This window comes from Brevundimonas sp., assembly GCF_013912005.1.
Taxonomy (GTDB): Bacteria; Pseudomonadota; Alphaproteobacteria; order Caulobacterales; family Caulobacteraceae; genus Brevundimonas.
The window spans coordinates 1-21,741 of sequence record NZ_JACESB010000012.1; the positions used below are offsets into that span (position 1 = coordinate 1).

Below are 21,741 nucleotides of genomic sequence, written 5' to 3' on the forward strand. Positions count from 1 at the left end.
CAACACGGTTCTTGCGCCCATCCCGCCCAACGTCCGCAATGGGTCGGTTCCCGACCCATTGCGGACGTTGGGCGGGATGGGCGCAAGAACCGTGTTGTGTCAGCATCGCCTGATGGCGAAACTCAGAACTTGCAGCTTTACCGCGATTGCGCTGTGCACCCTGCTGACCGGCTGTGTTCAGCCTCTTGGCTCGCGCCCTCAGTCGCGTTTGACGGTTGCCGAAGCGCGATCACTACCCACCGAGCAACTGGCGACCAAAGTGCTAGGTCCCTTCCTGGGCCGACGCATCATTGAGGTGGTGCGGTATGAATACAACTCGACGGAAGGGCCTCCGGAAAAAGTGGAGTTCTATTCCCAACCTGAGTCGCCGTGGCCCCGATTGAATCGGATATGCAGCATTGATGTCATCACGGTCGAGTATAACTGGATGGATTTTGAGAGGGTCGATGACAACGCGCCTCTTGAGGTAAAGCGTGTCTCAGCGGAGAGCCGCTATAAGGCCTTTGATGACCCGTCGGGAGAGCCGGGCACGGAGGCTTACCAGACCGCATCGGATGCTGTCTGTGCGAGCATCAAGACTGCTACTGACGCCTTCCGCGCTCCTAGTGCCGGCGACGCTCAATGGTTGGCTGCGATCGAGAAGGCCTATCTGAAGAAGCCCGAGCACCTCGCTCGTCTCCCGTTTAGTTGCGACGATTTCGCCGACAACACCTGTGCAAGTGCACTGGCTCAGCTAAGCCAACTGGAGCTCAAGGCAGCGACCACGGTGGAACTCACGGAGTGTGATCTGCCCGAGCAGAGATGGGCATTGTCGCAATGCTACCGTCTGACCTTCCCATACGCAGGTTCAGACAACCCCGAATGGGAGCTTACCGTCTTGGCCGGAATACGGACGGGTAGTTCGCCGGTGGAAATACGCTCGATCAAGCTAGCGCACGTTGAAGAGCCCACCGTGGTGCATTGACGGCAGCGGAGTGTCCGCTCCCCACCCATTGCAGACATCCGCCTCGTCGGCGGAACGCCCGCGGCGTCCCGCCTGTTTTCCTGCGGACAGCCAGCAGGAGCCGCCGATGACTGATGCCCAACGCCCGACCTCCGACGCCCCCTCCGAACCGCTGGACGAACAGCTTGAGCGCGTCGAGGCGGACGCCGAGGCCATGGAGCGGCCCGACCGCGCCATCCCCCTGCCCGACGAGAGCGGGGAGGAGGACGAGGGCGTGGGCGAGATCACCGGGCTGGCGCCCTGAGGCTTACCCCGCCCCCGCCGCGATCTGCATCATCACGAGGCCGGTGAACCACGCCGCCGCCGTGCCGACGATGTAGCCGACCACCGCCAGCAGCACCCCGACCGGAGCGAGCGAGGGGTGGAAGGCGGCGGCGGCGACGGGGGCCGAGGCGGCGCCGCCGATGTTGGCCATGGAGCCGACGCCGAGGAAGAAGCTGGGCGCGCGGATCAGGAAGGCCATGCCGAACATCAGGGCCACGTGGACCAGCATCCAGACGCCGCCGATCAGGAAGTAGACGGGGCTGTCGAGGATGGCGGCGATGTTCATGTTGAGGCCGACGGCGGCGACCAGCAGGTAGACGAAGACCGAGCCGACCTTGGCCGCGCCGGGGCCCTGCAGCTTGCGGGCCGGGGTGAAGGACAGGACCACGCCGACGGCGGTGGCGATGAACACCAGCCAGAAGAAGCTGGAGTCGAACGACAGGCGCTGGGCCCACGGGTAGTTCGCGCCGAACCAGGCGGCGAGCGGATCGGCGATCGCGTGCGACAGGCCGACCGCGCCGAAGGCGACGGCGACGATGAAGATCAGGTCCTTCAGCGTGGGGATGCGGGCGTGCTCGGTCTCGTAGGCCTCGGCCTTGTCGCGGACGCGGTCGACGGCGCTGGCGTCGGCGCGGAACAGGCGGTCCATCCTGCGCTGGTTGGCGGCGATCCACAGCACGACGGCCATCCAGATGTTGGCCACGACCACGTCGACGGCGATCCAGATGGAGAAGACGTCGGGGCCGGCGCCGTAGATCTCGTACAGGGCGGTCTGGTTGGCGGAGCCGCCGATCCAGCTGCCGGCCACGGTGGCCATGCCGCGCCAGATGGCCTCGGGCCCGGCGCCCATCAGTTCGGGCGCGACCCAGCTGGTCAGCAGCAGGGCGACCGGCCCGCCGATCATCACCCCGACCGTGCCGGTGAAGAACATGATCAGCGCCTTGGGGCCCAGGCCGACGACGGCGGGCAGGTCGGCCGAGACGGTGAGCAGCACCAGGGCCGCCGGCAGCAGGAAGCGCGAGGCGATGAAGTAGATGCGCGAGGTCTCGGGATCGACGATCCCGAAGGTGGTCAGCAGCGAGGGCAGGAAGTAGCAGAGCAGCAGGGCCGGGACGACGCTGAAGAAGCGCTTCACCCACGGGTGCGACAGGTTCGAGGCCCAGAAGACGACCCCGAGAATGACGGCCAGCAGGCCGAGGACGACAGCGTCGTTGGTGATCAGGGCCGTCGTTTCGGCGGCTTCGGTCGGCATGGCGTCTCCCCGGGTGTTTCGCGCATAAGGCGGGCAGGCGCCGCGGATGGCAAGGCGCCGCCGAAGGATGCGACGGCATGGGCAAGATTCTGGGCGTGCTGGGCGGGATGGGGCCGGCGGCCACCGTGGCCTTCATGGAGCGGGTGCTGGCGCTGACCCCGGCCGACCGCGACGCGGACCACATCCGCATGCTGGTCGACCTGAACCCGCACGTGCCGGACCGGCACGAGCAGCCGGAGGCGGCGGGGCGGACCCTGGCGGAGATGGCGGCGCGCCTGCGCGACATGGGCGCCGAGGTGCTGGCCATGCCCTGCAACACCGCCCACGCCCACGCCGACGGCATCCGGGCCGCCGGCCTGCCGTTCGTCGACATGATCGCCGAGACCGCCGACGCCGCGGCCGCGGCGGGGACGCGCCGGATCGGCGTGCTGGCGACGCCCGGCGGGGAGGCGCTGTACGCCCGGGCGCTGGCGGCGCGGGGACTAGAGATGGCGGCGCCGGAGGGGGCGGACCGCGCGGCGGTGATGGCGGCGATCTTCGCGGTGAAGGCGGGCGACGTCGGCGCGGGTCCGCGCAGCGAGATGCGGCGACTGGCGGCGGCCCTGGTCGGGGCCGGGGCCGGAGCGGTGGTCGCCGGCTGCACCGAGGTGCCGCTGCTGATCGGGCCGGCGGACGTGGCGGTTCCGCTGGTGAACTCGGCCGAGGCGCTGGCGGCGGCCTGCGTGCGGGCCTGCGCCTGAGCTTGCCGCCGGGCGCGGCGCACGCCAGTGAGGGCGGATGCACAGACGGGCCCTGATCATCGACTGCGACCCCGGCGTCGACGACGCTGTGGCGCTGATGCTGGCCTTCGGCTCGCCGGAGGTGGAGCTGCTGGCGGTCACCGTCGTGGGCGGCAATGTGCCGGTGGAGAAGACGGCGCGGAACGCCCGCATGCTGCGCCGCATCGCCGGGCGCGAGGACGTGCCGGTGCACATGGGCGCGGCGCGGCCGCTGCGGCGCGAGCCGGCGGGGGCGGGTGAGTTTCACGGTCCCGAGGGGCTGGGCGACCTCGCGCCGTTCGAGGCCGGGGCGCCGTGCGCCGACGGGCATGCGGCGGACGCCATCGTCGAGCGGGTGATGGCCCGGCCGGAGCGGTCGGTGGCGCTGGCGGTGCTGGGCCCGATGACCAACCTGGCGCTGGCCCTGCGGCGGGAGCCGCGGCTGGCGCGTCGGCTGGGGCCGGTGGCGGCCATGGGCGGGGCGCGGTCGGAAGGGGGCAACATCACCGCCTCGGCCGAATTCAACGTCTGGGCCGATCCGGACGCCGCCGCCGAGGTGCTGGCCAGCGGCTGCGAGGTGGCGATGTTCGGACTGGACGCGACCCACCAGGTGCGGGCGACGGACGAGCGCATCGGACGGCTGGCGGCGGCCGGGACGCCGATGGCGGAGACGGCGGCGGCGATGCTGCGCTTCTCGCAGCGGGTGGAGCGGGAGATCGTCGGCGGGGAGGCGCCGCCGGTCCACGATCCCTGCCCCGTGGCCTGGCTGATCCGTCCGGCGCTGTTCGGGCTGGAGCCCTGCCGCATCGCGGTGGAGACGGAGAGCGGGCTGACGCGCGGGCACACGGCGGTGGAGTTCCGCCCGGCCGTGGCCGGGGCGCTGCCGCACCTCTGGGCCGCCCGCGCCGACGCGCAGGGGGTGTTCGACCTGATCGCCGCCGCCGTGCAGCCGCGGACAATCTGACGCACCGTCGCGCGGCCCGGGTTTGCGCCAGCGCAAGGCCGGACGGGCGCGAAAGGCGTCTTCAGCTCCCGACGCTTCGAACGGGCGCATGTCGCGTCCGGACCGCGTCGTGGAAGACGACCATGAAACGGATGATGATGCTGGCGGCCGCGGGGGCGATGGCGCTGGTGAGCGGCGCCGCCAGCGGCGCCATGGCCCAGGACGCCGGCGGCTGGCAGGTCGCGCGCAAGGGCGACCTGATCGTGACGGGGCGGGTCACCTCGGTGTCGAGCGACGCCGACGATTCGATCATGACCGCCGCCGGCGCGGACACCGGGCTGAACGTCGACGTCGGCGCCGACGTGATGCCGACCCTCGGCTTCACCTACTTCCTGACCGACAACATCTCGGTGGAGGCGATCCTCGGCGCCACCCAGCACGAGATCAAGGCCAAGGGCGGCGCGACCGACGTCGCGGTGCACGAGACCTGGGTGCTGCCGCCGGTGGTGACCCTGCAGTACCGGCCGATGCCTGAGGCGCGGGTCAGCCCGTACTTCGGCGCCGGCGTGAACTACATGATGTTCTTCGAAGGCGAGGACAAGAACGGCTTCGAGGTCGAGCTGGACGACGGCTTCGGCTACGCCCTGCAGGCCGGGGCGGACGTGGCCCTGACCGGGCCGTGGACGCTGAACGTCGATGTGAAGCGGGTCTGGTTCGACACTGACGCCACGATCAACGGCGGCGCCCTGGAGGCCGATGTCGGCCTCGATCCGTGGGTCGTCTCCGTGGGCGTCGGACGCAAATTCTGACGCGTCCGACCGGGGGCGGTGGCGGCGCGGTCGCGGCGGGGGTTATGCTCCCGGCCGGCCGCGCCGTCCCTTCGGGCGGCCGTCGCTGACCCGGGAGGACCGCATGACCGCGCAGACCGAGACGCCCCCGATCCACAGCGGCGCGGTCGCCGCGGTCGCCGAGCTGCTCGGCGCCGCCCGCCTGATGGCGCTGGGCGTGAACCGACCCGACGGCTGGCCCCAGGTCACCACGGTCGGCTACGTCAACGACGGGCTGAACCTGTATTTCGTCATCGCCCGCGACAGCCAGAAATTCGCCAACCTGCAGGTCGATCCGCGGGTCTCGGTCGCCATCCGGCCGGAGGGGGCGCAGGGCGACACCGTCGGCGTCTCCATCGCCGGCCGCGCCGAGGAGGTCGTCGACCCCGCCGACATCGACCGCGTCAACCGCATGGTCTTCGAACGCTATCCGGAGGGCCGCGCCTTCTGCCCCGGCGGCGCCGCGGTGGCGGTGATGCGCATCCGGCCCGAGATCGTCGCCCCGGTGGCGGTGATCGACGGCCGCAGCCGGGCCCAGACCTATCACATCGGCGACGGCGGAACGCCGGAGCCGGACCCGGGCGCGGGCCGCGGCGTCTCGGCCCTGTTCTGAGCGGATCGCCGGCTTGCAGCTCACCGTCCTCGGCTCGATCAACCTCGACTTCGTCGCCGCCGCCCCGTCCCTTCCCCGGCCGGGGGAGACGGTGACGGGGGCGACGCTCGCCCGCCACCCGGGCGGCAAGGGCGCCAACCAGGCGCTGGCGGCCCGGCGGCTGGGCGCGGAGGTCGCGCTGCTCGGCCGGGTCGGCCGCGATCCGATGGCCGCGGAAGCGCTGGCCCTGCTGCGCGCCGGCGGCGTCGACCTGACGGGCGTGGCCGTCGACGACACGGCGCCCACCGGGGTGGCGCTGATCGCCGTCGACCCTTCGGGCGAGAACCAGATCGTGGTGGCCGCCGGCGCCAATCACGGCGTCTCGCCGCAGGCCCTGCCGGCGCGCTTCGAGGCGCCCCTGATCCTGCAGCTGGAGCTGCCGGTCGGGACGGTGGAGGCGGCGGTCGCGCGCGCCGCGGACTTCGTCTGCGTCAACCTCGCCCCGGCCGCCCCGGTGTCGGACGGGCTGCTCGGCCGGGCGGACCTGCTGGTGGTCAACGAGGGCGAGGCGGCCTTCTACGGCGAGGCCCTGCACCGGGGCGCCGGCCGGGTGGTCGTGACCCTCGGCGCCCGGGGAGCGGTGATGTTCGAGGGCGGCCGCGAGATCGCCCGCGCGGCCCCGCCCGCGGTCCGGGCGGTCGACGCGACCGGCGCCGGCGACGCCTTTGTCGGGGCTCTCTGCGTCGCCCTGCTGGAGGGACAGGCGCCGGAGGCGGCCCTGCGCTTCGCCTGCGCCGCCGGGGCCCTGGCCGCCACCCGCCCCGGGGCCCAGCCGTCGGCCCCGACGCGGGCCGAGGTCGAGGCGATCATTACCGCGACGTAACTTGGGAGGCGGGAAAGCGGCTGGCAGGGTCCGGGCCGTCATTGTGCCCGTCGCCGAGGATCGCCGCCATGTCCCGCACCGCCGCCCTGTTCGGAGCCTCGCTCCTCGTCCTCGCGCCGCTCGCCGCCGCGCCCGCCGCGGCGCAGCAGGCGGCGTCGCTCGCCGTGCCGCCGCTGGAGTTCACCCACCGCGAGCTCGGCAACGGCCTCGACGTCTACGCCATGCCGGACCCGACCGCCGGCACGGTGACCGTGACCCTGTGGTACGACGTCGGCGGCAAGGACGATCCGGAGGGCCGCTCAGGCTTCGCCCACCTGTTCGAGCACATCCTCAGCCGCAAGACCGTCAACCTGCCCTACGGCCAGATCTCGACCATGGTCGAGAACGCCGGCGGGACGCGCAACGCCTCCACCGGCCAGGACTTCACCAACTACTACGAGACGGTGCCGCCCCAGTATCTGGAGCAGATGCTGTGGACCCACGCCGAGCGCATGGCGCGGCCCGTGGTCGACCAGGAGGTCTTCGACACCGAGCGGTCGATCGTGCAGGAAGAGCTGCGCCAGCGGGTCTACGCCCCCCCTTACGGCCGGCTGCAGCGCTTCGTGATCGGCGACAACAGCTTCGACGAGAGCATCTACCGGCGCAGCGTGATCGGCTCGCTGGAGGAGCTCAACTCGGCCCGCATCGAGGACGCGCGCGCCTTCCACGAGGCCTACTACCGCCCGGCCAATGCGACGCTGATCGTCTCGGGCAATTTCGATCCGGCGCAGCTGGACCGCTGGGTCGACCAGTATTTCGCCGGCATCCGCAATCCCGACCGGCCGACGCCGGTGTTCGAACGGCCGGTCGAAACGCCCCGGACGCAGCCGCGGCTGGTGGAGGCGTACGCGCCGAACGTGCCGTTGCCGGCGGTGGCGGCGATCTTCCCCGGCGTGGCGGCCGGCCACCCCGACGCGCCGGCGCTGGACGTGCTGCAGGCGATCATGTCGCGCGGCGAGAGCTCGCGGCTGTACCAGGCGCTGGTCTACGAGACCCAGCTGGCCGCCAACGCCGGCTTCGGGCTGGACGACATGGAGGAGGACGGGGTCGTCACCCTCACCGCCACCGTCGCCCAGGGCAAGGCCATTCCCGACGTGGAGGCGGCGCTGAACGCGCAGCTGGAGCGAATCCGCAACGAGCCGGTGACGGCGGCGGAGCTGCAGGAGGCGAAGACCGAGATCGTGGCCTCGGCCCTGCGCCAGCGCGAGACCGCCTCGGGCCGCGCCTTCATCCTCGGCCAGTCGATCGTCTCCCAGAACGATCCGCGCGCCGCGGACGAGCGGCTGGCCGCGGTCCAGCAGGTCACCGCCGCCGACGTCCAGCGGGTCGCGCGGACCTACCTCGACGAGCAGGCCCGGGTCTCCATCCGCTATCAGGACGAGAGCGCCCGGCCGGCGGGCGTTCCGGAGGACAGCTGGCGCAACCCGGCCCCGGTCCCGACCTTCGTCAGCGTGCCGCCGGCGGTGCTGCCGCCGAACGAACTGCTGCCCGAGGGGCGGCGGGCGGCGCCGCCCGCCCTTGGCGCGGCGCGCGAGGCCGTGATCCCCGCCGTCGCCGAGCGCACCCTGCCCAACGGGCTGCGGGTGATCGTCGCCAAGTCGACCGACCTGCCGATCATGAACGCCCAGCTGGTGCTGGGCGGCGGCGCCGCGGCGGATCCGGCCGACCGGCCGGGGCTGGCGGGCCTGACGGCGGGGCTGGCCACCCAGGGCGCCGGGGGCCGTTCGGCGCCGGAGATCGCCCGCACCCTCGAGGCGCTGGGGGCCAACATCGGCGGCGGGGCCGGCGCCGACGCCACCCAGATGTTCGTCTCGGCGCCGATCGCCTCGGCGGAGGCGGTCGGGGCGGTGCTGGCCGACGTGGTGCAGCGGCCGGACTTCGCCGAGGCGGAGGTGGCGCGCAGCCGCACCCAGGCGGTGAACGCCCTGCGGGTGAACTATCGCCAGCCCGGACCTCTGGCCTCGGCGGTGCTGAACCGGCTGCTCTACGGGGCCTCGCCCTATGGCGCGCCGAGCTCCGGCACGCCCGCGTCGGTGGCGGCGATCACCCGCGACGAGATCGTCGCCTTCCACGACCGCTGGTGGCGGCCCGACAACGCCACGGTGATCGTCACCGGCGGCATGGAGCCGGAAGCGGCCTTCGCCTGGGCCGAGCAGGTGCTCGGCGGCTGGGAACGGCCGGCCGCGCCGAAGCCCACGGTGGGGAACCGGGCCGGGGCGCCGGCCGGGCCGCGCGTGGTGGTGGTCGACCTGCCCGGGGCGGGGCAGGCGGCGGTGACGGCGGCGGTGCGCGCCCCCCGCCGCGCCGACGCCGGCTACTATCCGCTGGCGGTGGCCAATGCGGTGCTGGGGTCGGGGCAGAACGGCCGGCTGTTCCAGGAGGTGCGCGCCAAACGCGGTCTCAGCTACGGGGCCTATTCGTCGCTCGGCGCCCGCGCCGAGGGCGGGGCCCTGGTCGCCTCGACCCAGACCAAGAACGAGAGCGCCGCCGAGGTGGTCGGCCTGGTGCTGGCGGAGTTCGACCGGCTGGCGCGCGAGCCGGTCGCCGACCAGGCGGTGACCGACCGCGAGGCCTTCATCACCGGCGGCTTCCAGCGCTCGCTGGAGACGACCGGCGGCCTCGGCGGCCTGCTGGCGGACGCCGTGGTCAACGGCCTGCCGCTGTCGGAGATCGGCGCCTATCCGCAGAAGATCGCCGCCACCACGCCGGACAGCCTGCGCGAGGCGGCGCGCGTGGTGAGTGCGGAAGAGGCGGTGGTGGTGGTGGTCGGCCAGGCCGACATGTTCATCGACGCCCTGAGGGCCGCGCACCCGGACGTGGCGGTGATCCCGGCGGCGGAGCTGGACCTGGACAGCCCGACGCTGGGGATGTGAGGCGGCCCCCCCCACGCCGTTGGCGTGGGGGGAAACCCGTCAGGCCGCCCGGAACGTCGCGATCGCCTCGACGGTCTTGCGGACCTGCGCCTCGATCGCGGTCCAGTCGCCGGCCTTCACAGCCGCGTCGGTGACCAGCTTCGAGCCCATGCCGGCGGCGACGATGCCGGCGCCGAACCATTTCGAGATGCTGGCCTCGTCGGGGTCGACGCCGCCGGTGGGCATGATCTTGGTCCAGGGCATGGGGCCGAGCACGGCCTTGACGAAGTCGGGGCCGCCGACGCTGGCGCCGGGGAACAGCTTGACGATCTCGCAGCCCAGCTCGTGGGCCTTGCCGATCTCGGCCACGGAGCCGCAGCCCGGGAAGTAGGCGACCATGCGCCGGTTGCAGACGCGGGCGACCTCCTCGATCAGGCCAGCGCTGACGACGAAGCGGGCGCCGCGGTTGAGGTAGAGGGCGGCGGTGCCGGCGTCGACCACCGAACCGATGCCGAGGATGATGTCCGGATCGGTCTTCTGCAGCTCGCGGGCGAGGTCGCCGAACAGGTCGACGGCGAAATCGCCCCGGTTGGTGAACTCGATCGCCCGGGCCCCGCCGCGGGCGCAGGCGCGGATCACGTTCAGGCAGACCTCGGGATCCGGATGATAGAAGACGGGCACCGCGCCCTGGCTCTCGAGGGCGGTGAGGACGGCGAGGCGGTCGTGGCGCATGGGCAGGCTCCGGGGCGGCGGTCCTGACTCGGCCGCCGGAGCCGGGGCGTCAAGGACCGGGGGCTTCAATCCGTGTGAACGGGCCCGGAACCGAAGCGTCGCCGTGGGTCTTTTCTTCCGGTTACGCCCGCCGCGCGGGCGCCAAACCCGGGAGATGACCGATGAACACCCTGACGCGACTGGCGCTGGTCGCCGCCCTCGCCGCCGCTCCGCTGGCCGCCTGCACCGAGCCCGAAGCCGACCGCGCGGGCGAGCAGGCGGAGAACGCCGCCGCCAACGCGACCGACGCCGCGGGCGACGCGGCCGGCAGCGCGGTGGACGCCACCCAGGACGCCGCCGACGCCACCGGCGACGCCCTGCAGGAAGGCGCCCATGAGACCGGCGAGACGGTCGACAACGCCACCGACGGCGACGCGGTCCGGTAACTCCCGGAAAGCCTCGATGCGAGGGCCGGCCCGCGGGGCCGGCCCTTTTCGCGTCAGGCGCGGGCCAGTTCGACGATCCGCCGCACCAGGGCGCTGTCCGGGTCGAACAGCGGGTCGAGGACGGTGAAGTGGTTGAGGCCGGGCAGGGCCTCGAAGCGGGTTTCGACGCCGCGGGCGCCCCAGAGGTCGGCCATCATCCGAGACTGGCGCAGGAATTCGGAACTCTCGCCGGCGCCGACGAGGCAGTCCAGCGTCGTGCCGCCCGGGGTGGAGCCGTCCGGGACCGGCCAGTGGACCGGCGACAGGGCGGCGGCCTCCATTTCGTCCAGGCGAAGGGCGTCGTTGAGCGAGGTGGGGATCAGGGGGGCGAGGTCGAAGACGCCGCTGATCGCCGCCGCGGCGGAGGCGCGGCCCTCGCTGAGCATGCAGGCGGCCATGTGCCCGCCGGCGGAGTGGCCGAAGACGACGGGGCGCCGGCCGGTGCGGGCGCGGACGGCGTCCACGGCGGCGCGGACCTGGGACAGGATGCGGCCGAGGCGGACGGCGGGGGCGAGGTCGTAGGACGGGATGGCGAGGCCGACCCCGTGCGCGAGCAGGGCGGGGGCGAGGCCGGAGAACCAGTCCTTGTCGAGCGCCTGCCAGTAGCCGCCGTGCAGGAAGACGGCGACGGGAGCGTCGTCTCCGGCGGAGAACAGGTCGATGACCTCGCGCGGGCCGGAGCCGTAGGCGAGGGTCTCGGGCGGACGGCCGGCGCGGGCGGCGTCGGCGGCCTCGCGCCAGCGCTGCATCACCGCCGGATGGTCGGGGACGCGGGCCCGGTTGTTGTATTCGGCCTCGAGGTCGATCTCGCCTGTCACGTCGCCATCCGCTAGACCACCTCCGAACCCGGAGGACCGCCCCAGCCATGATGACCGCCATCTTCGTCTTCATCAAATGCGAGCTGGGGCACGCCAACGACGTGGCGGCGGACATGGTGGACAACGTCGAGCACGTCTCGGAGGTCTATTCGACCTCGGGGCAGTACGACCTGCTGGCCAAGTTCCAGCTGCCGAAGGAGATGGACATCGGCACCTTCGTGACCCGTCAGGTGCAGACCCGGCCGCACGTCCGCGACACCTTCACGGTGATCACCTTCTCGCCGTTCCTGCCGAAGGGGGGAGCCTGAGGCTCACCCCTCCATCGCCCTTCGAGGCGATGGAGGGGACCGACCGCGCAGCGGTCAGGGGAGGGCAGCGCCGGCGGCTGGTCTTGTGGCTCCCGCTTCCGCCTGCGCCGCCCCCTCCACCATGCTGCGCATGGTCCCCCTCCCCATCTGCGATGGGGAGGTGATCCGGTCACGGTCCTGCCTGTCACCCTGACGCTACGTCAGGGCTGAATCACTGCTAACGTCCGCGCGACGGAGGCTGCGATGAGCGATCTTGAGACCTTCCGCGCGGAGACGCGGGACTGGCTGGAGGCGAACTGCCCGGCCGAGGTGCGCGGGCCGATGCGGTCCGAGGCGGAGATGATCTGGGGCGGGCGCAAGGCCGACTTCGCCACCGAGGGGCACCGGCTGTGGCTGGAGCGGATGGGGGCGAAGGGCTGGACCGCGCCGGAATGGCCGAAGGAATACGGCGGCGGCGGGCTGAGCCGTGAGGAGGCCAAGGTGCTGGCCTCGGAGCTGCGCCGCATCAAGGCGCAGCCGGCGCTGAACAGCTTCGGCGTCTGGATGCTGGGCCCGGCCCTGCTGCAGTTCGGGACCGAGGAGCAGAAGCGGAAATTCCTGCCACCGATCGTGCGCGGCGAGATCCGCTGGTGCCAGGGCTATTCCGAGCCGGGCGCGGGATCGGACCTGGCTGGCCTGCAGACGCGGGCCGAGGACCGCGGCGACCACTGGATCGTCAACGGCCAGAAGGTGTGGACCAGCTACGCCGACAAGGCGGACTGGATATTCTGCCTGGTGCGGACCGACCCCGAGGCGCCCAAGCATCTGGGCATCTCCTTCGTGCTGTTCGACATGGAGACCCCGGGGGTGTCGACCCGGCCGATCACCCTGATTTCGGGCAAGAGCCCGTTCTGCGAGACCTTCTTCGACAATGTCCGGGTGGAGAAGGAGAACCTGGTCGGGACGCTGAACCGCGGCTGGGACGTGGCCAAGGCCCTGCTGGCGCACGAGCGGACCATGATCGGGGCCATGGGCGAGCACATGGGCGGCCGTCCGGTCGGGCAGCTGGCGGCGGACGCCCTGGGGATGGACGCCGACGGGCGGCTGGACGAGCCGATGCTGCGGGCGCGCATCGCCGAGCTGGAGGTGGACGCGACGGCGTTCCGTCTGGCGCTGGAGCGCACCGGCGACCTGCACAAGGCGGGGCAGGCGCATCCGGCGCTCGCCTCGATGCTGAAATACTACGGCTCGGAGCTGAACAAGCGGCGGCACGAGCTGCTGATGGCGGCCGGCGGGATCGACGCCCTGGAGTGGGAGGGCGAGCGCTCGCGCGACGGGGCCATGGCGCGCGACTGGCTGCGCACCAAGGCCAACTCGATCGAGGGCGGGACCTCCGAGATCCAGCTCAACATCATCGCCAAGCACCTGCTGCGCCTGCCGGGAGCCTGATCCATGCCCCTGATCCTGACCGAAGAGCAGACGATGCTGAAGGAGGCCGCGGACGGCTTCCTCGCCGAACACGCGCCGATCGCGCACCTGCGCAAGCTGCGCGACAGCCGCGACCCCGACGGCGTGTCGCGGGAGCTGTGGCGGGCGTTCGGCGAGATGGGCTTCGCGGGCGTGGTCATCCCCGAGGAACATGGCGGCTCGGGCCTCGGCGCGGTCGAGGCGGGCGTGGTGGCCGAGGCGCTGGGGCGGACGCTGACGCCGTCGCCCTTCATGGGCTCGTCGGTGCTGGCGGCGACGGTGCTGAAGGGCGGCTCGGAGGCGCAGCAGGCGGCCTGGCTGCCCCGCATCGCGGCGGGCGAGGCCATCGTCTCGCTGGCCGTCGACGAGGGGGCCAAGCACGGGCCGGCGAAGATCGCCGCCACGGCCGAACGGTCCGGCAACGGCTTCCGCCTGAACGGGGCCAAGGCCATGGTGCTGGACGGCCATGTCGCCGACGCCCTGATCGTCGCGGCGCGGACCGGGGGCGGGCTGACCCTGTTCCTCGTCGATCCGGAGACGGCGGGGGTCGAGGTCGAACGCACGGTGATGGTCGACGCGCACAATGCGGCGCGGGTCGTCCTGAAGGACGTCGAGGTCGACGCCGATGCGGTGGTGGGGACGGTCGACGGCGGCGAGGCGCTGCTGGAGGGCGCGCTGAACCTCGGCCGGGCCTGCGCGGCGGCGTCCCTGACCGGGGCCGGGGACGAGGCCTTCCGGATCACCCTTGAGTACCTGCGCACGCGCCAGCAGTTCGGGAAGTTCATCGGCGAGTTCCAGGCCCTGCAGCACCGGGCGGCGCACCTGTTCACCGAGCTGGAGATCGCCAAGGCGGCGGCGCTGGGCGCCCTGCAGGCGCTCGACGCCGGCCGGGAGGACGCCGCCCTGGCCGTGTCCGTCGCCAAGGCCAAGGCCGGCCGCGTCGCCGAGCTGGCCGTGCAGGAGGCGGTGCAGATGCACGGCGGCGTCGGCATGACCGACGAGTTCGACGTCGGCCTGTTCATGAAGCGGGTGCGGGTGCTGAACGAACTGTTGGGCGACGCCGGCTTCCATCAGGAGCGGCTGGCGCGAAGCCAGGGGTTCTGAACCGCTACGGTGTTTTCCGGGGGTGGCGGGGCCTCCCCCCGGGGGCTAAATCTCCCGAACGGGAGAAACGCACATGACGACGCGAACCAACGCGCCTGCCTGGATGCCGGGGTTCGGCAACCATTTCTCGACCGAGGCGGTGGAGGGCGCCCTGCCGGAGGGGCGGAACTCGCCGCAGCGGCACAGGCTCGGCCTCTACGCGGAGCAGCTGTCGGGGACGGCCTTCACCGCGCCGCGCAGCGAGAACCGGCGCAGCTGGCTGTACCGGCTGCGGCCCTCGGCCCAGCACCCCGCCTACCGGCCCTTCGCCCAGGGCAAGGTGCGGTCGGGGCCGTTCCACGAAGCGCCGCCCAGCCCGAACCGCATGCGGTGGGACCCGCTGCCGATGCCGGCCGAGCCGACCGACTGGGTCGAGGGGCTGGTCACCTACGGCGGCGCCGGAGATCCCGAAGCCGGTCTCGGAATCGGCATTCACCTGTACGCGGCCAACCGGTCGATGGTCGACCGGGTGTTCTACTGCGCCGACGGCGAGCTGCTGATCGTCCCGCAGGCGGGACAACAGGTGTTCGTCACGGAGATGGGGCGGCTGGACGCCCGGCCCGGCGAGATCGTGGTCATCCCGCGCGGGGTGCGCTTCCGGGTCGAGTGCGAGGGCGAGATCCGCGGCTATGTCTGCGAGAACTACGGCGCCCCGTTCCGCCTGCCCGACCTGGGGCCGATCGGCGCCAACGGCCTGGCCAATCCCCGCGACTTCGAGACCCCCGTCGCCTGGTACGAGGACGTCGACCGGCCGACGGAGTGCGTGCAGAAGTTCGGCGGCCGGCTGTGGAGCACCACCTTCGCCCACAGCCCGCTGGACGTGGTCGGCTGGCACGGCAACTACGCCCCCTGCCGGTACGACACGGCGAAGTTCAACACGATCGGCACGGTCAGCTACGACCACCCGGACCCTTCGATCTTCACCGTGCTGACCAGTCCCTCCGACACGCCGGGAACCGCGAACTGCGATTTCGTGATCTTCCCGCCGCGCTGGATGGTGGCCGAGGACACCTTCCGGCCGCCGTGGTTCCACCGCAACGTGATGAGCGAGTTCATGGGGCTGGTGTTCGGCGAGTACGACGCCAAGGAGGGCGGCTTCGCCCCGGGCGGCGCCAGCCTGCACAACTGCATGAGCGGCCACGGCCCGGACCAGGCCAGCTACGACAAGGCGGTGAAGGCCGACCTCAAGCCGGTGAAGATCGAGAACACCCTGGCCTTCATGTTCGAGACGCGGATGCCCATCCGCACCACGGAATGGGCGCAAACCTCGCCGACGATGCAGCTGGACTACGACGACGTGTGGGGCGGGTTCGAGAAGGGACAGGTCTGATGAAGCGTCTGGTGATCGCCTTGGCGGCCCTGCTTGCCGCCGCCTGCCAGCCGATGCCGGGAACGCCCGGCGCCCCCGGGCAGGAGGCGCCGGCGGTCGACGAGATCGACACCACCGACGTTCCGCCGGCCGTGCGCGTGCCGGAGCGGACGGAGGCCTCGGACTGCGAGGCGCGCGGCGGGCGGATGACGCCGCAGGGCCGCATGCAGACGCTGCAGTGCGTGGTGAGCTACGCCGACGCCGGCAAACGCTGCACCGACGGCGACGACTGCCAGGGCGACTGCCGGGTGGAGGACGCCCCCTTCCCGGCGGCCGGCGCTTCGGCCGTGGGCCGGTGCCAGGCCGACAGCGGCCGCTTCGGCTGCTACGCCACGGTCGAGAACGGACGGGCGCAAGCCGCGCTCTGCGTCGACTGACCGCCACGCGCAGGGACGTCCAGAAGAAAAGGCCCCCGTCGCGTCGCGACGGGGGCCTTCTTCTTGCGCTGGCGCGAGATTACTGCGCCGGCTGACCCGGGTTGGTCTCGCTCGGCGAGGTGTTCGGGGTGTTCTCGGTGGTCATGCCGCCGTCGGCGTTGCCCGCCTGCTGCTCGATCATGTCGGCCTTCTCGTTCAGCATGGTCTCTTCCGCCTCGTTCGGCGTGGCGGCGGCCTGGGACTCCAGGGCGTCGGCCTGCTGCTCGGCCTTCTCGTCCGCCGGGCTGTTGCAGGCGGCGAGGCCGGCGACGGCGAACAGGGCGGCGGCGGCGATGGTGAACTTACGCATTGGGAACAGTCCCTCCGATGGTTTGGGACTGCTGAAACGCCACGCTTCCGGAAAGGTTCACGCGGGCGTGATCGAAATGTCAGGCCGCCGACATGGCGGTCAGCCGGCGTTGGCGAAGGCCACCCGCGCCGCCCCGAGCAGGGCGGCGTGCTTGTGCAGGATCACGCGGGTGGGAATGGCCTTCATGTAGTCGGTGAAGCGGCCCTTGCGCTCGAACCGTTCGCGGAAGGGACTGGCCTGCAGAAAGGGCAGGATGCGGGGCGCGATGCCGCCGGCGATGTAGACGCCGCCCCGGGCGCCGGTGGTCAGGGCGATGTCGCCGGCCACCGCGCCGAGGATGGCGCAGAAGCGGGCGAGGGTGGCGCCGCAGGGGCTGCGCGGATCCGCCAGCGCCTCGGCCGTGATCTGGGCCGGGTCGTCGATGTGGGTCTCGCGACCGTCGATCTCGGCCAGGGCGCGGTGCATGTTGAGCAGGCCCGGGCCGCAGATCAGCCGTTCGATCGAGACGCGGTCGTAGCGGCGGCGCAGGATGCGCAGGATCTCGTCCTCGACCGGATCGCCGGGCGCGAAGCAGGCGTGGCCGCCTTCCGACGGCATGGCCATCTCGCCGCCGCGGCCGTCGCGGATGAGGGCCGAGACGCCGAAGCCGGTGCCCGGCCCGAGCACGGCGATGGCGCTGTCGGGGTCGCCCGCCTCGGGACCGCCGAGCGAGGCGAGCTGGTCGGCCGGCACGACGGGCGCGCCCCAGGCCAGGGCCTCGAAGTCGTTGATCAGGCGGGCGGGACGCAGACCGAGGGTCTCGAGCTGGGCTTCCGAGAGGCGCCAGTGCGAATTGGTCAGGTCGATCTCGCCGTCCGTCACCGGTCCCGCCACGGCGATGACGCCGGCGGTGGGTCGGGCCTCGCAGCCGTCGATGAAGGCCTGCACCGCGCCGAGGAAGGTCGGATGGTCCGCGCCCTTGAAGCTCTCGTGGTGCTCGAGCACCGGCTTGCCGTTGATCATGTGGGCGATGGCGAAGCGGGCGTTGGTGCCGCCCACGTCGCCGACCAGAAGCGTCTTGTCCCAGGCCACGGTCACTGCTTTCCCCCCTGCATCAGGCGTCCACCGCCCGGTCGACGATGTTCGGATCCGGCGGCCCGTCGGCGTGGCCGTTCGGCGCCGGCGGTCCGGCGAAGCAGACCGAGGCGCCTTCCTCGGCCGTGCCCGCCGCCTGGCGGAAGGACGCGAACAGCTCGCGCCCGAAGCCCCAGGCCGAGCCGCTGGCGTGGGCCTCGGTGCGCTGCGCCGCCGGGCGGGCGCGCAGGTCGCCGACGCCGACCGTGGTCAGGACGCCGGCCTCGGCGTCGAGCCGGATGACGTCGCCGTCGCGCACATGGGCCAGCGGTCCGCCGGCGAGCGCCTCAGGGCTGACGTGGATGGCGGCCGGCGTCTTGCCCGAGGCGCCGGACATGCGGCCGTCGGTGACGAAGGCGACCTTGAAGCCGCGGTCCTGCAGCACGCCCAGCGCCGGCGACAGGCTGTGCAGCTCGGGCATGCCGTTGGCCTTCGGGCCCTGGAAGCGCAGCACCACGACGACGTCGCGGTCCAGCCGGCCGTCCCTGAAGGCCTGCAGCGCTTCTTCCTGGGTCTCGAACACGGCGGCGGGGGCCTCGATGATGCGGTGCTCCGGTTTGACGGCCGAGACCTTGATCACCGCCCGCCCGAGGTCGCCCTGCACCAGGCGCAGGCCGCCGTCCTTCTGGAACGGGTCCGAGGCGGGACGGAGGATGTCGGTGTCGAGGCTTTCCGCCACCCCGTCGCGCCAGACCAGCTCGCCGTCGATCAGCGAGGGCTCCTGGAAATAGTGGTGGATGCCGCGGCCCATGATGGTCTCGACGTCGGCGTGGATGTGGCCGTTCTCCGCCAGCTCGCGGGCGACGAAGGCGACGCCGCCGGCGGCCTGGAAGGCGTTCACGTCGGCCGAGCCGTTGGGATAGACGCGGGCCAGCAGCGGCGTGACCGAGCTGAGCTGGTCCATGTCGGTCCAGTCGATGAGGATGCCGCCGGCGCGCGCCATGGCCACCAGGTGGATGGCGTGGTTGGTCGAGCCGCCGGTGGCCAGCAGGGCCACGATCATGTTGACCACCGACTTCTCGTCGATGACGTCGGCCATGCGGCCGCGGCCCTCGCGGGCCAGGATCACCGCCTGCTTCGCGGCGGCGGCGGTGAGGGCGTCGCGCAGCCCGGTCTCGGGATGGACGAATGCCGTGGACGGCATGTGCAGACCGGCCAGCTCCATCATCATCTGGTTGGAGTTGGCCGTGCCGTAGAAGGTGCAGGTGCCGGGCGAGTGGTAGGAGCCGACCTCGCTCTGCAGCAGGGTGTGGCGGTCGACCTTACCCTGGGCGTAGAGGGCGCGGACCCGGGCCTTCTCGGCGTTGGGGATGCCCGAGGGCATGGGCCCGGCCGGGGCGAAGACCACCGGCAGGTGGCCGAAGGCCAGCGACCCCATGAACAGGCCGGGCACGATCTTGTCGCAGACGCCGAGGCAGATGGCGGCGTCGAAGGCGTCGTGGCTCAGGGCCACGCCGGTCGACATGGCGATGACGTCGCGGCTGAACAGCGACAGCTCCATTCCGGGGCGGCCCTGGGTGACGCCGTCGCACATGGCCGGGGTCGCGCCGGCGACCTGGGCGGTCGCGCCCATCTCGCGCGCCGCCTCGCGGATGATCGGCGGGAAGCGCTCGAACGGGACGTGGGCCGACAGCATGTCGTTGTAGGCGGTGACGATGCCGACGTTGGGCTGGGTCCCGGACATGACGGTCAGCTTGTCGACCACCGGCTGACCGGCGAAGGCGTGGGCCCAGTTGGCGCAGCTGAGCTTGGCCCGGCCGGGCCTGTCGGAACCGGCGGCGTCCATGCGGCGCAGGTAGTCGGCGCGGGTCGCGCGGCTGCGCTCGACGATCCGGGCGGTGACCTCGGCGACGACGGGATTGAGCGGCTTCATCGGGCGGTCTCCGTCCACAGGACCTCGATGTCTCCGCCGCGCGCGGCGACCAGGGCGGCGATCGGCGAGACCGAGGGATCGCCGCCGACCTCGCGCTCGAAGACCTCCCGCTTGGTCGCGCCGGTGAGGGCCAGGATCACGCGCCGGGCCTGGGCCAGCCAGGGCAGGTTCAAGCTGAGACGGTCCTCGCGCGGCGCCGAGGTCGAGCGGCTCCGGTGCACGGCGAGGACGAGGGGCGGGTTGGCGGGCGCGAGCAACTGCTTCAGCGCGGGATTGTCGGGGAACATGGAGCAGATATGGCCATCCTCCCCCATGCCGAGAAGGACTGCGTCCAGAGGCCGCCCGACGGCGCGCAGGGCGTGGGCGGCGAGCAGGCCGGCGCGGTCGACGGTGACCTGTTCGCTGTACAGCGGCACGAAGCGGGCGGCGGCGGCGGGCCCCGTCAGCAGGGTCTGCTTCAGCAGGCGGGCGTTGGACTTGTCCGAGGTCTCCGGGACGTAGCGCTCGTCGACGAGGGTGACCGCGACGCGCGACCAGTCGAGGGGGCGCGGGGCGAGGGTGCGGTAGATCGGCTCCGGCGTGGAGCCGCCGGCGCCGGCGAGGAAGGCGGCGCCGTCCGCCGCGAGGGCGGCCGACAGGGCGTCGGCGAGGCGGTCGGCGCAGGCCACGGCCCAGGCGCCGGCGTCGGAGAAGGCGCGGACCTCAGCCATGACCGGTGTTCCATTCGCGGCCGCTGCGGGCCAGCAGGGCGGTGGCGGCTTCGGGCCCCCAGGTTCCGGCTGCATACTCCTGCGGTCTCACCCGGCGCCGGGCCCAGGCCTCCGACACCTCGTCGACCCACTTCCACGCCTGCTCGGCCTCGTCGCGGCGCACAAACAGGGTCGAGTCCCCGGACAGGGCGTCCAGCAGCAGGCGCTCGTAGGCGATGCGGCGGCGCGGCGGCCGGTCGTCCCGGTCGTTCTGCCCCCAGGAGAGCGACATGCGGATCGGCTGCAGCTGCATGCGCTGCTCGAGGCCGGGCCGCTTGTTCATCACCGACAGGGAGATGTCCTCCTCGGGCTGCAGCTCGATGACCATGCGGTTCGCCGCCAGGGTTCCGCGGTCCCCGTGATCGAAGATCGAGTGGGGCACCGGCTTGAACTGGATGACGATCTCGGTCCGCTTCTCCGGCAGGCGCTTGCCGGTGCGCATGAAGAAGGGCACGCCGGCCCAGCGCCAGTTGTCGATGTCGGCGCGGATGGCGACGAAGGTCTCGGTGTCCGAATCCTGCCCGCGCTCCTCGTCGTAGCCCTTCACCGCCTCGCCATCGACGGCTCCGGCCACATACTGGCCGCGCACGGTGACGCGTTCGGCGTCGTCCGGGGTGATCGGGCGGAGGGAGCGGAGGACCTTCACCTTCTCGTTGCGCACCGAGTCCGGGTCGAGGTCGGCCGGCGGCTCCATGGCCACCAGGCAGAGCAGCTGCAGCATGTGGTTCTGCAGCATGTCGCGCAGCGCGCCGTACTCGTCGTAGTACGGCCAGCGGTCGCCGACGCCGACGGTCTCGCCCACGGTGATCTGCACGTGGTCGATCGACAGGTTGTTCCACAGCGGCTCGAACACGGTGTTGCCGAAGCGGAGGGCGATCAGGTTCTGGACCGTCTCCTTGCCGAGGTAGTGGTCGATGCGGAAGACCTGGTTTTCGCTGAAGGCGTGGGCCACGGCGTCGTCGATCTGGCGGAAGGTCTCGAGATCGCGGCCGACCGGCTTCTCCAGCACCACCCGGTCGTCCGGTCCTGCCAGGCCCGCCGTCTTCAGGGCGGTGACGATGCGGCCGTAGAGCGAGGGGGAAACGGCGAGGAAGGAGGTGGTGGGCCCGTCGCCGACCCGCTCCCGGAGCGGCTTCAGGCTCTCCGGGTCGGTGGCGTCGACGGCGAGGTAGTCGAGGCGGCCGGCCAGCCGCTCCCAGGCCGCGTCGGACCAGGCCTCGTCGGCGCGGGCCTTGCCCTCTACCGCGGCGCGCACCTTGTCGAGGTATTCGTCGCGGCTCTCCTCCGAGCGCGCGGCGCCGATGATCTTCAGCGCGTCGGGCAGCAGGCCGTCGTGCTCGAGGAAGTAGAGCGAGGGCAGCAGCATCCGCATGGCGAGGTCGCCGCCGCCGCCGAACAGCACAAGGGCCGCCATCCCCGCTCCTTCGCTCGTTGAACCCGTCTCCGAGAAGGGTCTTTGGCCGCTTCCGGAGGCGGAGCCAACCGATACGGCTCCGCCTGAAACACCATGTGACGGCCGGGCCGGAGCCGGGCCGTCACACGGAAGAATCCGCGGCGCCGCCGGGGGGTTCCCGCCGATCGCCCGAA

Annotated in this window: 22 protein-coding genes; 14 read left to right on the forward strand and 8 right to left on the reverse strand. The window is 72.2% G+C overall.

The genetic code is table 11. From position 1 onward, the window contains the following. Together H2038_RS09365 and H2038_RS09370 are read left to right on the forward strand one after the other, a co-directional pair. A partial coding sequence (locus tag H2038_RS09365; RefSeq protein ID WP_292112092.1) for a hypothetical protein occupies window positions 1-964 on the forward strand: 964 nt, incomplete at its 5' end. A gap of 106 nt (window positions 965-1,070) precedes the next feature. Further along, window positions 1,071-1,247 (forward strand): hypothetical protein, encoded by a 177-nt coding sequence (locus H2038_RS09370; RefSeq protein WP_292112095.1) that lies wholly within the window; start codon window positions 1,071-1,073, stop codon window positions 1,245-1,247. 3 nt (window positions 1,248-1,250) lie between these two features. Here the strand turns inward: H2038_RS09370 and H2038_RS09375 are convergent, their stop codons facing one another. Beyond that, the gene (locus tag H2038_RS09375; RefSeq protein ID WP_292112098.1) at window positions 1,251-2,519 is read right to left on the reverse strand and encodes a DUF819 family protein; all 1,269 of its coding nucleotides are present in this window, start codon (window positions 2,517-2,519) and stop codon (window positions 1,251-1,253) included. A gap of 77 nt (window positions 2,520-2,596) precedes the next feature. On the opposite strand from H2038_RS09375, the gene H2038_RS09380 reads away from it, so the two are divergent. From H2038_RS09380 to H2038_RS09405, 6 genes are all read left to right on the forward strand, one after another. Further along, entirely contained in the window at window positions 2,597-3,259 is a 663-nt protein-coding gene (locus tag H2038_RS09380; RefSeq protein ID WP_292112101.1) for an amino acid racemase, read from the forward strand. A gap of 37 nt (window positions 3,260-3,296) precedes the next feature. Further along, on the forward strand, window positions 3,297-4,241 hold the full coding sequence (locus H2038_RS09385) for a nucleoside hydrolase (RefSeq protein WP_292112104.1): 945 nt from the start codon (window positions 3,297-3,299) through the stop codon (window positions 4,239-4,241). 122 nt (window positions 4,242-4,363) lie between these two features. Further along, a complete protein-coding gene (locus tag H2038_RS09390) occupies window positions 4,364-5,029 on the forward strand; it encodes an OmpW family outer membrane protein (RefSeq protein WP_292112107.1) in 666 nt (221 codons plus the stop codon). Between the two features lie 103 nt (window positions 5,030-5,132). Further along, on the forward strand, window positions 5,133-5,660 hold the full coding sequence (locus H2038_RS09395) for a pyridoxamine 5'-phosphate oxidase family protein (protein ID WP_292112110.1): 528 nt from the start codon (window positions 5,133-5,135) through the stop codon (window positions 5,658-5,660). A 13-nt stretch (window positions 5,661-5,673) separates the two neighbouring features. Next, a complete protein-coding gene (locus H2038_RS09400) occupies window positions 5,674-6,522 on the forward strand; it encodes a ribokinase (protein WP_292112113.1) in 849 nt (282 codons plus the stop codon). Window positions 6,523-6,590: 68 nt separating this feature from the next. Then, window positions 6,591-9,434, forward strand: coding sequence for a pitrilysin family protein (locus tag H2038_RS09405; protein WP_292112116.1), 2,844 nt, complete (start codon window positions 6,591-6,593; stop codon window positions 9,432-9,434). Window positions 9,435-9,473: 39 nt separating this feature from the next. Here H2038_RS09405 and H2038_RS09410 read toward each other — a convergent pair whose 3' ends face one another. Then, a complete protein-coding gene (locus H2038_RS09410) occupies window positions 9,474-10,145 on the reverse strand; it encodes a bifunctional 4-hydroxy-2-oxoglutarate aldolase/2-dehydro-3-deoxy-phosphogluconate aldolase (protein WP_292112119.1) in 672 nt (223 codons plus the stop codon). A gap of 161 nt (window positions 10,146-10,306) precedes the next feature. Between H2038_RS09410 and H2038_RS09415 the strand changes: the two genes are divergently transcribed. Beyond that, the gene (locus tag H2038_RS09415; RefSeq protein ID WP_292112122.1) at window positions 10,307-10,570 is read left to right on the forward strand and encodes a hypothetical protein; all 264 of its coding nucleotides are present in this window, start codon (window positions 10,307-10,309) and stop codon (window positions 10,568-10,570) included. Window positions 10,571-10,623: 53 nt separating this feature from the next. Here H2038_RS09415 and H2038_RS09420 read toward each other — a convergent pair whose 3' ends face one another. Continuing rightward, the gene (locus tag H2038_RS09420; protein ID WP_292112124.1) at window positions 10,624-11,427 is read right to left on the reverse strand and encodes an alpha/beta hydrolase; all 804 of its coding nucleotides are present in this window, start codon (window positions 11,425-11,427) and stop codon (window positions 10,624-10,626) included. A 47-nt stretch (window positions 11,428-11,474) separates the two neighbouring features. On the opposite strand from H2038_RS09420, the gene H2038_RS09425 reads away from it, so the two are divergent. The 5 genes from H2038_RS09425 to H2038_RS09445 all read left to right on the forward strand — a co-directional run bounded on the left by H2038_RS09425 (window position 11,475) and on the right by H2038_RS09445 (window position 16,070). Beyond that, complete coding sequence (locus H2038_RS09425; RefSeq protein ID WP_292112126.1) at window positions 11,475-11,735, forward strand: Lrp/AsnC family transcriptional regulator; 261 nt, start codon at window positions 11,475-11,477, stop codon at window positions 11,733-11,735. 243 nt (window positions 11,736-11,978) lie between these two features. Then, complete coding sequence (locus H2038_RS09430) at window positions 11,979-13,163, forward strand: acyl-CoA dehydrogenase family protein (RefSeq protein WP_292112129.1); 1,185 nt, start codon at window positions 11,979-11,981, stop codon at window positions 13,161-13,163. A 3-nt stretch (window positions 13,164-13,166) separates the two neighbouring features. Next, window positions 13,167-14,285, forward strand: a complete 1,119-nt coding sequence (locus tag H2038_RS09435) for an acyl-CoA dehydrogenase (protein WP_292112132.1) — start codon at window positions 13,167-13,169, stop codon at window positions 14,283-14,285. Window positions 14,286-14,358: 73 nt separating this feature from the next. Next, window positions 14,359-15,654 (forward strand): homogentisate 1,2-dioxygenase, encoded by a 1,296-nt coding sequence (hmgA, locus tag H2038_RS09440; protein ID WP_292112134.1) that lies wholly within the window; start codon window positions 14,359-14,361, stop codon window positions 15,652-15,654. Then, on the forward strand, window positions 15,654-16,070 hold the full coding sequence (locus H2038_RS09445) for a hypothetical protein (RefSeq protein WP_292112137.1): 417 nt from the start codon (window positions 15,654-15,656) through the stop codon (window positions 16,068-16,070). The genes hmgA and H2038_RS09445 overlap by 1 nt, the downstream gene beginning before the upstream one ends. A 79-nt stretch (window positions 16,071-16,149) precedes the next feature. Here the strand turns inward: H2038_RS09445 and H2038_RS09450 are convergent, their stop codons facing one another. From H2038_RS09450 to zwf, 5 genes are all read right to left on the reverse strand, one after another. After that, window positions 16,150-16,419 carry a hypothetical protein gene (locus H2038_RS09450; protein ID WP_292112139.1) on the reverse strand — a complete coding sequence of 90 codons (270 nt, stop codon included), beginning with the start codon at window positions 16,417-16,419 and terminating at the stop codon, window positions 16,150-16,152. Window positions 16,420-16,518: 99 nt separating this feature from the next. Further along, window positions 16,519-17,496, reverse strand: coding sequence for a glucokinase (glk, locus tag H2038_RS09455; RefSeq protein ID WP_292112142.1), 978 nt, complete (start codon window positions 17,494-17,496; stop codon window positions 16,519-16,521). A 16-nt stretch (window positions 17,497-17,512) separates the two neighbouring features. Continuing rightward, window positions 17,513-19,405 (reverse strand): phosphogluconate dehydratase, encoded by a 1,893-nt coding sequence (gene edd / locus H2038_RS09460; RefSeq protein ID WP_292112144.1) that lies wholly within the window; start codon window positions 19,403-19,405, stop codon window positions 17,513-17,515. Next, window positions 19,402-20,115 carry a 6-phosphogluconolactonase gene (gene pgl, locus H2038_RS09465; protein WP_292112147.1) on the reverse strand — a complete coding sequence of 238 codons (714 nt, stop codon included), beginning with the start codon at window positions 20,113-20,115 and terminating at the stop codon, window positions 19,402-19,404. The genes edd and pgl overlap by 4 nt, the downstream gene beginning before the upstream one ends. Continuing rightward, window positions 20,108-21,568: a glucose-6-phosphate dehydrogenase gene (zwf, locus tag H2038_RS09470; RefSeq protein WP_292112150.1), complete on the reverse strand. Its 1,461-nt coding sequence runs from the start codon at window positions 21,566-21,568 to the stop codon at window positions 20,108-20,110. Before zwf ends, pgl begins: the two co-directional genes overlap by 8 nt. Between the last annotated feature and the right edge of the window lie 173 nt (window positions 21,569-21,741).

What these genes read in the sequence shown, in the direction of transcription:
- H2038_RS09390 (WP_292112107.1), top strand. Translation starts at nt 4,364, where the DNA reads ATGAAACGGATGATGATGCTGGCGGCCGCGGGGGCGATGGCGCTGGTG.
- H2038_RS09375 (WP_292112098.1), bottom strand. Translation starts at nt 2,519, where the DNA reads ATGCCGACCGAAGCCGCCGAAACGACGGCCCTGATCACCAACGACGCT.
- H2038_RS09425 (WP_292112126.1), top strand. Translation starts at nt 11,475, where the DNA reads ATGATGACCGCCATCTTCGTCTTCATCAAATGCGAGCTGGGGCACGCC.
- zwf (WP_292112150.1), bottom strand. Translation starts at nt 21,568, where the DNA reads ATGGCGGCCCTTGTGCTGTTCGGCGGCGGCGGCGACCTCGCCATGCGG.
- H2038_RS09415 (WP_292112122.1), top strand. Translation starts at nt 10,307, where the DNA reads ATGAACACCCTGACGCGACTGGCGCTGGTCGCCGCCCTCGCCGCCGCT.
- H2038_RS09370 (WP_292112095.1), top strand. Translation starts at nt 1,071, where the DNA reads ATGACTGATGCCCAACGCCCGACCTCCGACGCCCCCTCCGAACCGCTG.
- H2038_RS09395 (WP_292112110.1), top strand. Translation starts at nt 5,133, where the DNA reads ATGACCGCGCAGACCGAGACGCCCCCGATCCACAGCGGCGCGGTCGCC.
- pgl (WP_292112147.1), bottom strand. Translation starts at nt 20,115, where the DNA reads ATGGCTGAGGTCCGCGCCTTCTCCGACGCCGGCGCCTGGGCCGTGGCC.
- H2038_RS09445 (WP_292112137.1), top strand. Translation starts at nt 15,654, where the DNA reads ATGAAGCGTCTGGTGATCGCCTTGGCGGCCCTGCTTGCCGCCGCCTGC.
- H2038_RS09410 (WP_292112119.1), bottom strand. Translation starts at nt 10,145, where the DNA reads ATGCGCCACGACCGCCTCGCCGTCCTCACCGCCCTCGAGAGCCAGGGC.
- H2038_RS09435 (WP_292112132.1), top strand. Translation starts at nt 13,167, where the DNA reads ATGCCCCTGATCCTGACCGAAGAGCAGACGATGCTGAAGGAGGCCGCG.
- edd (WP_292112144.1), bottom strand. Translation starts at nt 19,405, where the DNA reads ATGAAGCCGCTCAATCCCGTCGTCGCCGAGGTCACCGCCCGGATCGTC.
- H2038_RS09405 (WP_292112116.1), top strand. Translation starts at nt 6,591, where the DNA reads ATGTCCCGCACCGCCGCCCTGTTCGGAGCCTCGCTCCTCGTCCTCGCG.
- H2038_RS09450 (WP_292112139.1), bottom strand. Translation starts at nt 16,419, where the DNA reads ATGCGTAAGTTCACCATCGCCGCCGCCGCCCTGTTCGCCGTCGCCGGC.
- H2038_RS09385 (WP_292112104.1), top strand. Translation starts at nt 3,297, where the DNA reads ATGCACAGACGGGCCCTGATCATCGACTGCGACCCCGGCGTCGACGAC.
- H2038_RS09380 (WP_292112101.1), top strand. Translation starts at nt 2,597, where the DNA reads ATGGGCAAGATTCTGGGCGTGCTGGGCGGGATGGGGCCGGCGGCCACC.
- hmgA (WP_292112134.1), top strand. Translation starts at nt 14,359, where the DNA reads ATGACGACGCGAACCAACGCGCCTGCCTGGATGCCGGGGTTCGGCAAC.
- H2038_RS09430 (WP_292112129.1), top strand. Translation starts at nt 11,979, where the DNA reads ATGAGCGATCTTGAGACCTTCCGCGCGGAGACGCGGGACTGGCTGGAG.